Raw genomic sequence first — 13,397 nt, 5'->3', positions numbered from 1 at the left:
CGCAAGCATTTAGCACCATCTGCGCCGGCCGGCACCCGCCGGCTGGCGCAACCCAAAGCATTATTATTCTCCGGCAATGAAGAGGAGCAAGAATGACTGCCACCGAGGAAATCAAGAAGGGCCTGGCAGGCGTCGTCGTTGACTACACCGCCGTCTCCAAGGTCAATCCAGAAACCAACTCGCTGCTCTACCGCGGCTACCCCGTCCAGGACCTGGCCGCGAACAAGTCGTTCGAAGAGGTGGCCCTGCTGCTCTGGACCGGCGAGCTGCCAACCCAAAGCGAACTGACCGAGTTCTGCGCTTTCGAGCGGGCCAACCGCGCCCTGGATCCACGCGTCAAGGCAGCCATCGACCTGCTGCCAACCGACTGCCACCCGATGGACGTGGGCCGCACCGCGGTCTCGGTGATCGGCGCCAACCACCCCGAGGCCGAGAACTCCTCCCCCGAGGCTGAGCTGCTCAAGGCCAAGGAACTGTTCGCCGCCTTCCCTGCAGTGGTTGCCTACGACCAGCGCCGCCGCCGCGGCCAGGATGCTGTGGCTCCACGCGAGGATCTCGACTACTCCTCGAACTTCCTGTGGATGACCTTTGGCGAAGAAGCGGCCCCAGAGGTCGTCGACGCCTTCCGCGTGTCGATGGTGCTCTACGCGGAGCACTCCTTCAACGCCTCGACCTTCACCGCCCGCGTCATCACCTCGACCCTCTCCGACCTGCATTCGGCAGTCACCGGGGCGATCGGCGCACTGAAGGGCCCGCTGCACGGCGGCGCAAACGAAGCAGTCATGCACACCTTCAACGAGATCGGCATTAACAAGGAGGAATCCCGCGAGGATGCCGCCAAGCGCGCCAAGGCCTGGATGGAAGAAGCACTCGCCGCCAAGAAGAAGGTCATGGGCTTCGGCCACCGCGTCTACAAGCACGGCGACTCCCGCGTGCCTACCATGAAGGCCGCACTGGATCGCATGATCGAGCACTATGGCCGCCATGAAATGCTGGGCCTGTACGACGGCCTGGAGGCCGCCATGGACGAGGCCAAGGCCATCAAGCCGAACCTCGACTACCCTGCCGGTCCGACCTATCACCTGATGGGCTTCGACACCGAGATGTTCACCCCGATCTTCATCGCGGCGCGCATCACCGGCTGGACCAGCCACATCTTCGAACAGCGCGCAGCCAACGCGCTGATCCGCCCGCTCTCGGCCTACAACGGCGTGGAGCAGCGCTCGCTGTAAGCACTTCGCGTCCTGGCATTGGCCACGGAAATGGCGCAACCGCGTCAGCCCGTGGCCATTTCCATGCCCAAGCTGTCCGGAGTTGCCGCCGAAGACCACTTTGCCTATCGTTTAACGATAGGAACATTTCGAAGAACGATAAGGTCTTAGCCATGGGAAAGTACAGCATTATCGGCTTGAAGGTAGTTCTCGCCGTCATCCTGGCCGGCACGCTCTTTGTGCAGCTGTTCATGATACCGATGATCCTCATCCACGAGTCGCCAAGCAACGGCACCGGCAAGTTCTTCCAAACCGCTTTCCTCGGCTACTTGATTCTCGCCGGGCTGGTCATTGAAACTTGCGTCTACAGCGTGTGGAAACTGGCTACGAGGGTCAAGCGCGGCACCGTCTTCGATCCCGCGTCCCTGGGCTATGTCACCCCCATCATCGTCGCCTTCGCGGTTGGCGCGCTTGCCACTTTCGCCCTCGGCGCCATCTTTGCCGCGAGCACCGAGATCGCCCCTGGGGTCGTCCTCCTCGTTGGCGGAGCCGGGCTGCTGATGATCGGGATCAGCATCATCGTGCTCGTGCTGCGCCAGCTGCTCGAGCAAGCCGCGATGACCGAGGCCCAGGCAGCTGAGCTGCGGACCGAGCTGGGCGGCGTCATCTGATGGGAATCCGCGTAGATATCGACGTGATGCTGGCCCGCCGCAAAATGGCCGTCGGCGAGTTGGCCGAACGCATCGGCATTACCCCTGCCAACCTCGCGGTGCTCAAGAACGGGCGTGCCAAGGCGGTACGGTTCAGCACCCTTGAAGCGCTGTGCCGGGAGCTGAATTGCCAGCCCGGCGACCTGCTGGTCTTCGAACCCGATGAAGACGGGCAACTGGCCGATGGCTAGTCCCAGTCTTCGAAGCTGATCTCCTGCACCGAAATGTTGTCCGGCGCCAGCACGATCTCAACGGTGAAATTCCCGCCGGCTACGAGCTTCGGCAGCCACAACGGGGAATCCTGCCACATCTGCTCGACGGGCAAGACGGCCGGATCTGCCCACAGCGGCTCCAGCTCCTCGGTGATTTCCGGCTGGCCCGTTGCTTGCCGGGCAATGAAGGTTGCGCATTCCATGTCGGCCGCCGGCTGAGCCGGGAATCGGAAATTGATGTGCGCCGCCAGCTCCAGTTCCTGCGGTGCGAGCAGCAGACCGGTTTCCTCGCGGAATTCCCGGATGGCTGCTTGCTCTGCGCTCTCCCCGGGCTCGATCTTGCCGCCGGGCAAGACGATATTTCCCTTGCCGAACCCGCGGCGCTTGCGCCCGAGCAGCACGTGCAGGCTCCCTGCGCGTTTCTGAAGCAGGGCAACGAGGGCTACCTGCTTGGCACCGGGCATCCGGCGGCCCGCCACTAGTTCACCCTCGGGTGGGCCGCCTGGTAGGCTTCGCGCAGCGAATCAACGGTGACCTTGGTGTAGATCTGCGTGGTGGTGACCGATGCATGCCCCAGCAGTTCCTGGACCACCCTGACATCTGCTCCACCCTCAAGCAAATGCGTGGCGAAGGAATGGCGCAGCGTATGCGGAGATACCTCGGTAGTTATCCCGGCCCGTTCGGCCGCCTTGGCCAGCAGCAGCCATACCGATTGGCGCGAGAGCCGTCCCCCGCGCTGGTTCAGGAACAATGCCGGGGTGCCCTTTCCCTTGGCGGCCAGCCCGGGACGAGCACGTACCAGATAATCGCTGACCGCACGCTGGGCGTACCTGCCAACCGGAACCACCCGTTCCTTGGATCCCTTGCCGAACAGGCGCACCACGGCATCATCGGCAAAGTGCAGATCATCGACATCCAAGTCCACGACTTCGGATATGCGTGCGCCGGTGGAGTACAAGAATTCCAGGATCGCCCGGTCCCGCAGCCCGGCAGGGGTTTCGATGCTCACCGATTCAAGGATCCGGGTGACCTGGTCGATGGATATTGCCTTGGGCAGGGATTGGCCGATGGCCGGAGGCTGGATCTCGCGGGCAGGATTCGGGGCGCAGATCCCTTCGAGTTCCCAGTACTTGTGCAGCTGGCGGATGGCTACCGAGTGGCGTGCGACGGAGCGGGCGCTCAACGGCTGATGCTCTTCGTCTCCGCGCGAGAGCTCCTGCAGGTAGCCGCTGATGGCTGCCTCGGTAATCTGCTGCGGCTGCGCGATGCCTGCCGCTTGCAGCGCATCCATGTATCGGGTCAGATCCCTGCGGTAGGACGCCAAGGTGTTCTCGGCCAGCCCGCGCTCGATCGCCAGATGCTGCAGGTAGCGCTTGAGCGGGGTTTCGAACTGGTTGCTCATCCTTCTCGCAGGTACGGGTGCACGTCGAATGGCTCGTTCGCGTCGCGCAGGTCGAGGTACTTGTTGGCGCGGGCGGCATGAGCGGCCAGGATGGCGATGGTCGCGGTGGGGTTATGGATCTTTCCTGCCAGCACCGCGGCAACGGCTTCTTCCAGGGGAACCCAGGTGCTGACCATTTCGGCCTCCTCTTCGGTCCGCTGATGGCGATGGTCTGCTGCGACCAGCTTCGCATCGCGTGCCAGGTAGATCCGCACGGCCTCGGCCGACGAGCCCGGGCTCAAGAAGACATCGGTGAGGATCGACCAGTGATCGGCGGTGCGGTCCGCTTCTTCCCACAATTCGCGCTTGGCGGCTTCCAACGGCGGCTCGCCAGCTACGTCGAGCAGGCCGGCGGGGATTTCCCACAGGCGCATGCCGACCGGGTGGCGGTACTGGTTGACCATCAAGATGCGCTCCTCGGCATCCATGACCAGCACGCTGACCGCACCGGGGTGGTTGATGTAGTCGCGTTCGATCGTCGCCCCTGATTCAGAGAGCTTCACGGTGTCATGGACGACGTCCCAGATGCGGCCCTCGTACACGGTTTCACGGTTCAGCAATTCACGCGGCGAGAATTCATCGGCTATCGGATGCAGCGGCACGAGGATCGTCCTTCGGTAGAAAAAGCTGGTCGTTACTCTCCAGCTTAAACAGCAACGCGCCGGTCAGTACTGACCGGCGCGCATTGCCTTCAGAGTTTTACCCCTGGCAAGCTGTATTACTTGCGCAGCTCCAGGGCTGCCTCGACCAGACCTGCGAACAGCGGGTGCGGACGAGTTGGGCGGCTGGAGAGCTCTGGGTGTGCCTGCGTGGAGACGTAGTACGGGTGCACGTCCTTCGGCAGTTCAACGAACTCGACCAGGCTGCCGTCTGGCGAGGCGCCAGCGAAGACCAGACCAGCTTCTTCAAGCTGGGCACGGTATGCGTTGTTGACCTCGTAGCGATGGCGGTGGCGCTCTGCGACCTCGGTCTTGCCATAGGTTTCAGCCAGAACCGACCCGTCAAGCAGCTTTGCGTCGTACAGGCCCAGGCGCATGGTGCCGCCCAGATCGCCCTTGCCGTCGACGATCTCCAGCTGCTCTTCCATGGTCGCGATGACCGGTGTGGAGGTTTCTGGATCGAATTCGGTGGACGATGCATCGGTGAGGCCAGCCATGTTGCGGGCGTATTCGATGACCATCGACTGCAGCCCCAGGCACAGGCCCAGGGTTGGCAGCTTGTTTTCGCGAGCGAAGCGCAGTGCGCCCAGCTTGCCTTCCAGGCCGCGGATGCCGAAGCCGCCGGGGACGCAGATTGCCTCTGCGCCTTCGAGCGCCTTGGCGGCCCCTGCTTCGGTAGCGCAGTCGTCAGCCGGCACCCAGCGGATGTTGACCTTCGCGTTGTTGGCGAAACCGCCGGCACGCAGTGCTTCGGTGACTGACAGGTAGGCATCCGGCAGATCGATGTACTTGCCCACCAAAGCGACGGTCAGCTCGGTTGCCGGGTTGTGCACGACTTCGAGCAGTCGATCCCACGACTCCCAGTCCACATCGCGGAACTTCATCTCCAAGGTCTGGACGATGTAAGCGTCCAAGCCCTGGGAGTGGATGACCTTGGGGATGTCGTAGATACTTGGAGCGTCGGCGCAGTTGATGACTGCTTCGGTGTCCACATCGCAGGTGCGGCCAAGCTTGGCGCGCATCTCCGCAGGGATTGGCCGGTCCGAGCGGATCACCAGTGCGTCTGGCTGGATGCCGATCGAGCGCAACGCCGCAACGGAGTGCTGGGTAGGCTTGGTCTTCAGTTCATGGCTCGGGCCGATGAACGGAACCAGGGAAACATGCACGAAGAATGCGTTCTTACGGCCGATGTCCTGGCGGACCTGGCGTGCTGCCTCGAGAAATGGCTGGGACTCGATATCGCCGACCGTGCCACCGATTTCCGTGATGATCACGTCGGGAGCCGACTTGCCGGCGCCCGGTTCGGTAGCCGCCAAGCGCATGCGGCGCTTGATCTCATCGGTGATGTGCGGGATGACCTGCACGGTATCGCCGAGGTATTCACCGCGGCGTTCGCGTTCCAGGACGGTCGAGTAGACCTGTCCGGTGGTCACGTTGGCGGTACCTGGCAGGTTTTCGTCCAGGAAACGCTCGTAGTGGCCGATATCCAGGTCGGTTTCGGCGCCATCGTCGGTAACGAAAACTTCACCGTGCTGGAAAGGGTTCATGGTACCTGGATCGACGTTCAGGTACGGGTCGAGCTTCTGCATGGTCACTGAGAGACCACGAGCTCGAAGTAGATGTCCGAGGCTGGATGCCGTCAAACCCTTGCCTAGGGAAGAGGCCACACCGCCGGTGACGAAGATATGCTTTGTCGTTTCAGACGACCGAGAATCACGAGTTGAATTACGCTGCACCACGGGATTTCATCCTATCACCATTCCAATATTTCGCATCCTCATAAGACTCTAGTGCACCACCGGCCAATGCCATAGCATCCGCGTAATTCAGGGGTTCACCAAGACTTTTAGGCCTTCACCAATTTCTTTGAGGTGAGCGATGACACTAGCTTCTGGGCATCCTCGAGTAGCTCCTCGGCATGCGCCTGCGCGGTGCCGGATTCCTCTTGGCCGGCGAGCATGCGCGCAAGCTCCTTGACACGGGCTTCCTGATTCAGGCTGATGACATCGCTGGCAGTGTAGCCAGCTCCGGCCTTCGACTTGGCATCTGAATTCTTGATCACACGGATATGCCGATCCGCATAGGCGGCCACCTGGGGCAGGTGGGTCACCACAATGACCTGCACATGCTTGCCCAGCATGGCCAGGCGCTCACCAATGGCCACCGCCGCCTTGCCGCCCACGCCCTGGTCCACTTCATCGAAGACGAAGGTCGGTACCGGATCGACGGCTGCAAGAACGACTTCTATGGCTAGCATGACGCGGGAGAGCTCGCCGCCGCTGGCACCCTTGCCCAGCGGCCGCGGCGAGGCGCCAGCATGCGGGGCCAGCAGCATGGAGATTGCGTCTTGCCCGAAGCCGCCGGGTTCTTCCAATTCGCTCACCTCGATGACGAGCTTGGCATCGGGCATCGCCAGGGCCTTCAGTTCGGCCGAAACCTGCGCGGAGAGCTTCTTGGCTGCCTTGCGGCGCGCATCGGAGAGGTCCGAGGCCAGCGAGGAAACCTTGTGCTCCAGGTCGACGACTTCTACTTCCAGCTCCTCGATGCGCGAGTCGTCCCCGCCAAGTTCTTCGAGCCGGGAGCGGGATTCGGCCGCCCAGGCCAGCACCTCATCGATGCTCGGCGCGTATTTGCGCATGAGCTTGTTCAGGTCGGCACGGCGGGCTTCAATCTGTGCCAAGCGCTCCGGGCCTTCTTCATCGAGGTCGGCCACGTAGGAGGAAAGATCACTGGAGAGCTCAGATGCAATAATTCCCAATTCAGCTGCCCGCTCTGCGAAAGCCGCCAGCACGGTGTCATCGCCGCTGGCCTGGCCCAGCACGCCGCGGGCGGTCTCGGCCAAGGTCGTCACGCCCGGGTTTTCGAAATCTTCGGAGTCGATGATGGCCTGGGCCTGCTGGCAAGCGGTACGCAGGGATTCGATATTGCCCAGCTTCATGGATTGCTCGCGCAGCGACTCGTCCTCGCCGGGCTGCGGATCCAGCGAATCGATCTCGTCCAACGCCAGGCGCAAATTTTCCGCTTCGCGTACGCGGTTGCGCGAATCGGTTTTCAGGCCAGCCAGCTCCTTGGAAGCCGAACGCCACTGGCGATAGGCGCGCTGGTAGCTGCTGAGCGTGCGCGACAGCGAGCTACCGGCAAAGCGGTCCAACGCGTCACGCTGGGCAACAGGTTCTTTCAGGCGGATCTGGTCCGACTGGCCGTGGACGGCAACCAGGTCATGGCCCAGCTCGGCCAGCAACCCGACCGGGGCGCTGCGTCCGCCAATGGTGGCCCGCGAACGACCTTGGGCCGAGAGTGAGCGGGACAGCAGCAGCTCGTTGCTCTCCCCCGCCGGCTCGATGAAGGCACCGGCCTGGCCTGCGGCATCGAGAACGTGGTGATCCGGGGGCAGGTGCACTACGGCTTCGGCCAGGGCATGCTTGGCGCCGTTGCGCACCGCACCGGCATCGGCCCGGCGTCCAAGCAGCAGGGACAGGGCGGTGATCACCATGGTCTTGCCAGCGCCCGTTTCACCGGTGACTACCGTGAGCCCGGGGCCAAGCGGCAGCGTGGCCTCGGTAATCACTCCGAGGTTGGAGATCTGGATTTCCTGAATCATTGCCTGCTCCCGAATGTCGAGTTCAAGTCGTACCGTGCGTTTTTAGTATATGTGTTCTAATCCTATTTTTCGCAACTATGTTCGAGCGGGTGGAGAATTTTTCGCTGATGCGGGCGGTTAGCCTTGGTCCTCAGGCCGTCCCACCATGGGGATCCCCGGTTCATCGCGGTAGTGCGGATCCACGCTTTGCAGCCCCGGCCCGATCACCGGCAATGCCGTGGTTGCCGGACGGCGCGCCTCTTCCTTTGCCGGACCGCGCCAGCCGGTAATCGGCAGTTCGAACTTGTTGACCAGGCGCTCGGAGAACGGAGTGGTGTTCAGCCGGGCCATGTATACCGGCCGATCGCTGCGCGTCACTTCCACGCGGGCTCCCGGCGGCAACTCGATGGTGCGCCGGCCATCGCACCAGAGCACCGCGCCGGCATCGGTACGGGTGAGCATTTCCACGGCCATGATCGAATCCGGGGAAATGACCAGGGGCTTGGCGAACAGGGCGTGCGCGGAGATCGGCACCATGATCAGCGCCGCGACATCCGGCCACACCACCGGTCCGCCGGCGGAGAAGGAATAGGCTGTGGAGCCGGTCGGCGTGGCCATCACTACGCCGTCGCATCCGAAGGTGGAGATCGGACGCCCGTCGACCTCGATCACTACCTCGACCATGCGCTCGCGGTTTGCCTTTTCCACGGCGGCCTCGTTCAAGGCCCATGTTTCGGCAAGGCAGACGTTATCCAGCCACACCTTGACCTCGATGGTCATGCGCTCTTCCACTGTATAGGTCTCATTGACCAACGCCTGGACGGTGGAGGCCAGTTCGCTTCGTTCAGCTTCGGCGAGGAAACCCACATGCCCGAGGTTCACCCCCACCAGCGGCATCGGGGATTCGCGCACCAGTTCCGCGGCGCGCAGCACCGAGCCGTCGCCGCCGAGCACCACGCCCAAGTCGATGTCTTCGATCTGGCAATCCTCGTCGAGCACCTGCACCGAGGGCACAGCCGCGCCGATCGCTTCGGTCATCGCCAGCTGGTCCTTGCGGCGCATCACCGGGATGGCGCCTGCTTCATTGAGCAGGGCGCAGGTTTCGATGGCCGCGGTGATCGCTTCTTGGCGGCCGGTATGGGTGAAAATCAGGATTCGGCGCAAGGCGGTCGGCCCCTCTCAGCTTCGCGAGGTGCAAAATGACCGTGGTTATCGACCACGGCTAAAACACGTCACTACTAAGAATAGTCAACGTCCTGCCCGATGAGCGGCACATCGGCAGGCTGTGGATTCCCGCCGGCGGCCAGCCAGAGGAAGAATTCGACGTTGCCGTCCTGTCCCGGCAGGGGGCTGCGGGCCAAGCCGCGCAGTTGCAGGCCCGCAGCGTGCGCGCTGGCCACGACCGCTTCCACGGCGCTGCGGCGCAGCTGCGGATCGGTGACCACGCCGGTACGGTTCAGATGCTCGCGCCCGACCTCGAACTGCGGCTTGACCATCAGCAGCAGCCCGCCGCCGTCCTTGGTGGCCGAGGCCAAAGCGTCGATCACCAGGCGCAGCGAGATAAAGGACAAGTCGGCTACTACGAGGTCGACTGGTCCACCAATATCTTCGGGGAGTAGATAGCGCACGTTCAGCCCTTCGCGGACCGTGACGCGCGGGTTTTCGCGGATCTCATCGACCAGCTGGCCATGGCCTACATCGGCTGCGACCACGGACTTTGCCCCGCGGCGCAGCAGCACGTCAGTGAAACCGCCGGTGGAGGCGCCGGCATCCAGGCAGCGCAGGCCCGCAGGATCGATAGTCGCAAAGACATCTAGTGCGCCGGCGAGCTTGTGCCCGGCGCGGGAGACGTACTCCTCGCCCTCGCTGGGCACCAGGGCCAGCTCGTCGGCGGTGCATACCTTCTTGGAGGCCTTGGCAGTCGCCTTCCCGTTCAGCAGCACCCGTCCGGCATCGATCAGCTTGGCAGCTTCGGTGCGCGAGCGCGCCAGCTGACGGGTGACAAGTTCTTGATCCAGGCGATTCACGCGCCGTGCTCCGTACGGTTCAGTTCGTGCTGCAGGCCGGCGAGCAGCTGCTCGTAAATTCCGGCGTGCTCGGTAATGTCGTGGTCGGCCAGCGAGGACAGCGCCTGCTCGACTGCCGCGTCATCCAGCCCGCGGGTGCCGGGGCTCGGGACAGGTTCCTGTGGCTGCATGGCTAGCCCCGCACCTTCCGCAGGGCGTCCAGTCCGCGTTCGGTGAACCGGATTTCCGGTTCTTCATGCCGCGACTGGCGCGGGTGGGCCAGCCACCAGGCATGGCAGGCGGCGCGCCAGGCGTTCAGGTCCTGGTCGCTGCCCGTCACTTCGATCGCGCCGTGATCGACCTTGGCGACCGCGTCGCCGACCTGCACGCCGTAGCCGAGCACCTTGATGGTCGGGTAGGGACGGTACAGGTCGGCCAGGGAGTTGATGAGGTAGTTGGGTCGCTGCTCGACCGGAGCTCCCAGCGCGGTGCGCGGGGTGTCGACGCCGGTGAGCACCAGCGCGGTGGAGAACCCTGCACGGAAGCCGCCGAGGATGTCGGTGTCCAGGCGGTCGCCGACGACCAGCGGGCGCTGGGAATCCAGCCGGTCGGCGGCCCGCGCGAACAGGTAGGATTCGGGCTTGCCGGCCACCCGCGGTTCCACGCTGGTAGCCAGCTTCACCGCGTTGACCAGCGACCCGTTGCCCGGGGCCAGGCCCTCGGCGCGCGGGATCGTCAGGTCGGTGTTGGTGGCAACCCATGCGGCGCCGTTATTGATCGCATAGCTGGCCTCGGCCAGGTTCGTCCACGAGATGTCCGGGTCGAACCCCTGGATCACCGCTACGGGTTCTTCCTTATGGGTTTCGACGACTTCCAGCCCGCGCACGGTAATGCATTCGCGCAGGTAGGGGGAACCGACCACCAGGATCTTGGATCCCGGATTCAGTTCGCGGGCCAGCATCTCCGCGCCGGCGTCGGCCGAGCCGAAGACCTGCTCGGCACTGGTCTTCACACCCAGCTGGCGCAGGTGCGCCGCGACCGACATCGGCGAACGCCCGGCATTGTTGGTAATGAACGCCAGTGTGACATTCACTTCCGCGAGGGTGTTCAGCGACTCGACGGCGTCGTCAATGGCGTTCGGGCCAGCATAGACGACGCCATCCAAATCGGAGAGGACAGAATCAAATCCGGAGATCAGCATTCGGTGGTGGTTCCTACTACTTTAGGTATTTGGCTGCTACGCCAAAGCTTACTTGGTCGATTCGTCTTCCACGTCGGCTTCGACGGCGTCCGTGTCGGATTCGACAACCACGTTCAGGTCATCGTCCTCGTCGATGCCGGTCCGCTCGGCTTCAGGCTCTTCAGCTTCTTCTGCTATCGCGTCGGCGGCCGCTTCCGAGGACTCGGAAGGTTCGATCAGATCCTTGGCACGCGGGGTTTCCTCTTCCTCGTCCAGCTCCGGAGCCAGGTCCATGATGAAGGATTCGGTTTCGCGTTCGATGCCCAGGGCGCTTTCGGCAACCTCCACCTGTGCATTCCAGCGCTTCGCGTCTTCTGCACGGCCGGCAGCCGAGAGCAGGTCAGCGTAGGCGGTGAACAGGCGCGGGCTGAAGGAGAAGGCGCGGTTGAAGTTCAGCTGCTCCAGCGACTCCAGCTCGGCCAGCGCCTTGTCCAGCTTGCCCAGGTCGGCGTAGGAGCCAGCGGCAACCATCTGCATTTCGACCTTGACGGCAGTTTCCAGGTTGGCGCATTCCTCGGAGTGCGCCAGCTCGATGGCCTTCTCCGCACGGCCCAGGCCGCGCAGCGAGTCGGCGATCAACGGCAGGTTGTAGTCCGAGCCGGAAATGCGGCGGTGGGTGCGCAGCTCACGCAGCGCGTCGGCGTACTTGCCGGCATGGTAGGCGGCAATGCCAACGGCCTCGCGCACGACGGCGACGCGGCCGCCACGGCGCGATGCCGCCAGGGTGTGCTGGTAAGCCAGTTCCGGGTCCTCTTCCAGCAGGCGGCCAGCCATCACCAGGTGCTTGGCGACCCAGCTTGCCGAACGCTCTTCGAGGTAGCGCAGCTGTGCGCGTGCTACACGGTCCAGCTCCTTGCCAGTAACGTCCTCATCGATGTCCGGGGACTGCTCGCGATCGGAGCGGTTCGAGATGCGCAGATCGCCCGGGTTGTGCGCGCGTGGTGCATTCTCGCGCTTGTCGGCAAAGCGGTCCTCGCGTGCTGGACGATCACCCTTGGAACGACGGTCATCGGCGCGCTTGAAGCCGCCACCGCGGTTGTCATCGCGACGCTCGCCACGGAAACCGCCACGGTCATCGTTGCGCTTGAAGTCGCCGCGGTTGTCATCACGCTTGAACCCGCCACCGCGCTTGTCATCTCGACGTTCACCACGGAAACCGCCACGGTCATCGTTGCGCTTGAACCCGCCGCGGTTGTCATCTCGACGTTCACCACGGAAACCGCCACGGTCATCGTTGCGCTTGAACCCGCCATCGCGGTTGTCATTGCGCTTGAAGCCACCACCGCGGTTGTCATCACGGCGCTCGCCGCGGAAACCGCCACGGTCATCGTTACGATCGCTACGGAAACCGCCACGGTCATCGTTGCGCTTGAAGCGACCGCGATCATCACTACGATCGCCACGGAAGCCACCGCGATCATCGTTGCGCTTGAAGCCACCACCACGGTTGTCATCACGGCGTTCACCACGGAAACCGCCACGGTCGTCATTACGTTTGAACCCGCCACCGCGGTTGTCATCACGGCGCTCGCTACGGAAACCGCCACGGTCATCGTTACGCTTAAAGCCACCGCGATCATCATTACGCTTGAACCCGCCATCGCGGTTGTCATTGCGCTTGAAGCCACCACCACGGTTGTCATCACGACGCTCACCACGGAATCCACCACGGTTATCGTCGGTGCGATTGAAATCGCTGCGGTCATCGCGACGCTTGAAACCATCGCGGGAGTTGTTGCGGCTTGAATTTGAGTTCCGGAAGTCGCCTCGTCCGTTGTCGGAGTTACGGCGGAATTCGTTAGACATCTAATGTCCCCTTCAGCGGCTATCTCAATACCGCAACCTTCGTGATTGCCTTAGCAAATCACTTCACTATTAACTATTCTGCACGCCATAAAGGCATGTACATCTAACTTCAAGTCTACGGGAGCCACGAGACATACCCTAGGGAAACAGGTGCAATGTGGCAAGACACTCAGTCACTCCACTGCCGGCCTGATCCATTGCGGGCCGCGGCAGCGGCCAGCGACCGAATCCCCTTAAACAAAAACAGGCCAAGCACTCATGCCTGACCCCCAAGCCCTCCCACGGGTTAAACAGGTGAGGCTCCAACCATCACTGGTTAGAGCCTCAAACCCACTTAGGTTAAGTCCGGCGGTGACCTACTCTCCCACACCCTCACGAGTGCAGTACCATCGGCGCAATGGGCCTTAGCTTCCGGGTTCGGTATGGGACCGGGCGTTTCCCCCACGCTATGACCGCCGTAACAATCACGAAGCACACAAACCAAATATTTCCTGGTCAGTGTTTTCCGGTGCTACAAAGTCTTGTAACTCAT

14 protein-coding genes and 1 rRNA gene are annotated in these 13,397 nt (G+C 63.0%); 4 read left to right on the top strand and 11 right to left on the bottom strand.

All coding sequences use genetic code 11. The annotated features are described in order from the left end of the window. The first annotated feature begins 92 nt into the window (after positions 1–92). The 3 genes from ACLQ8T_RS05490 (at position 93) to ACLQ8T_RS05480 (ending at position 2,112) form a co-directional block, all read left to right on the top strand. Complete coding sequence (locus ACLQ8T_RS05490) at positions 93–1,232, top strand: bifunctional 2-methylcitrate synthase/citrate synthase (RefSeq protein WP_128470670.1); 1,140 nt, start codon at positions 93–95, stop codon at positions 1,230–1,232. Positions 1,233–1,384: 152 nt separating this feature from the next. Next, positions 1,385–1,882 carry a DUF2975 domain-containing protein gene (locus tag ACLQ8T_RS05485; RefSeq protein WP_413455938.1) on the top strand — a complete coding sequence of 166 codons (498 nt, stop codon included), beginning with the start codon at positions 1,385–1,387 and terminating at the stop codon, positions 1,880–1,882. Further along, complete coding sequence (locus ACLQ8T_RS05480) at positions 1,882–2,112, top strand: helix-turn-helix domain-containing protein (RefSeq protein ID WP_413455937.1); 231 nt, start codon at positions 1,882–1,884, stop codon at positions 2,110–2,112. The genes ACLQ8T_RS05485 and ACLQ8T_RS05480 overlap by 1 nt, the downstream gene beginning before the upstream one ends. Here the strand turns inward: ACLQ8T_RS05480 and ACLQ8T_RS05475 are convergent. The 10 genes from ACLQ8T_RS05475 to ACLQ8T_RS05430 all read right to left on the bottom strand — a co-directional run bounded on the left by ACLQ8T_RS05475 (position 2,109) and on the right by ACLQ8T_RS05430 (position 11,833). Next, on the bottom strand, positions 2,109–2,612 hold the full coding sequence (locus ACLQ8T_RS05475; protein WP_413455936.1) for an 8-oxo-dGTP diphosphatase: 504 nt from the start codon (positions 2,610–2,612) through the stop codon (positions 2,109–2,111). The two genes, ACLQ8T_RS05480 and ACLQ8T_RS05475, sit on opposite strands and share 4 nt — an antisense overlap. Further along, positions 2,612–3,535, bottom strand: coding sequence for a site-specific tyrosine recombinase XerD (xerD, locus tag ACLQ8T_RS05470; RefSeq protein WP_413455935.1), 924 nt, complete (start codon positions 3,533–3,535; stop codon positions 2,612–2,614). Before xerD ends, ACLQ8T_RS05475 begins: the two co-directional genes overlap by 1 nt. Beyond that, on the bottom strand, positions 3,532–4,176 hold the full coding sequence (locus ACLQ8T_RS05465) for an NUDIX domain-containing protein (RefSeq protein WP_413455934.1): 645 nt from the start codon (positions 4,174–4,176) through the stop codon (positions 3,532–3,534). The genes xerD and ACLQ8T_RS05465 overlap by 4 nt, the downstream gene beginning before the upstream one ends. A 116-nt stretch (positions 4,177–4,292) precedes the next feature. Further along, positions 4,293–5,972, bottom strand: coding sequence for a CTP synthase (locus ACLQ8T_RS05460; RefSeq protein WP_413455933.1), 1,680 nt, complete (start codon positions 5,970–5,972; stop codon positions 4,293–4,295). Positions 5,973–6,079: 107 nt separating this feature from the next. Continuing rightward, positions 6,080–7,834, bottom strand: coding sequence for a DNA repair protein RecN (gene recN / locus ACLQ8T_RS05455; protein WP_413455932.1), 1,755 nt, complete (start codon positions 7,832–7,834; stop codon positions 6,080–6,082). 117 nt (positions 7,835–7,951) lie between these two features. Then, a complete protein-coding gene (locus ACLQ8T_RS05450; protein ID WP_413455931.1) occupies positions 7,952–8,977 on the bottom strand; it encodes an NAD kinase in 1,026 nt (341 codons plus the stop codon). A 74-nt stretch (positions 8,978–9,051) separates the two neighbouring features. Further along, positions 9,052–9,840: a TlyA family RNA methyltransferase gene (locus tag ACLQ8T_RS05445; protein WP_413455930.1), complete on the bottom strand. Its 789-nt coding sequence runs from the start codon at positions 9,838–9,840 to the stop codon at positions 9,052–9,054. Continuing rightward, entirely contained in the window at positions 9,837–10,010 is a 174-nt protein-coding gene (locus ACLQ8T_RS05440) for a hypothetical protein (RefSeq protein WP_204721463.1), read from the bottom strand. The genes ACLQ8T_RS05445 and ACLQ8T_RS05440 overlap by 4 nt, the downstream gene beginning before the upstream one ends. Positions 10,011–10,012: 2 nt before the next feature. After that, positions 10,013–11,020 (bottom strand): HAD-IIA family hydrolase, encoded by a 1,008-nt coding sequence (locus tag ACLQ8T_RS05435; protein WP_413455929.1) that lies wholly within the window; start codon positions 11,018–11,020, stop codon positions 10,013–10,015. Between the two features lie 48 nt (positions 11,021–11,068). Next, on the bottom strand, positions 11,069–11,833 hold the full coding sequence (locus ACLQ8T_RS05430; RefSeq protein ID WP_413455928.1) for a hypothetical protein: 765 nt from the start codon (positions 11,831–11,833) through the stop codon (positions 11,069–11,071). On the opposite strand from ACLQ8T_RS05430, the gene ACLQ8T_RS05425 reads away from it, so the two are divergent. Then, positions 11,786–12,805, top strand: a complete 1,020-nt coding sequence (locus ACLQ8T_RS05425; protein WP_413455927.1) for a hypothetical protein — start codon at positions 11,786–11,788, stop codon at positions 12,803–12,805. The genes ACLQ8T_RS05430 and ACLQ8T_RS05425 overlap by 48 nt on opposite strands. 403 nt (positions 12,806–13,208) lie before the next feature. On the opposite strand, the gene rrf is transcribed toward ACLQ8T_RS05425, so the two are convergent. Further along, positions 13,209–13,325, bottom strand: a 5S ribosomal RNA gene (gene rrf / locus ACLQ8T_RS05420). Positions 13,326–13,397: the final 72 nt, after the last annotated feature.

Origin of the sequence: Glutamicibacter sp. FR1 (assembly GCF_047300825.1) — a bacterium.
Classification (GTDB): domain Bacteria; phylum Actinomycetota; class Actinomycetes; order Actinomycetales; family Micrococcaceae; genus Glutamicibacter; species Glutamicibacter nicotianae.
The sequence above is the reverse complement of the archived record's forward strand: the minus strand, read 5'-3'. Positions and strand labels throughout refer to the sequence as shown.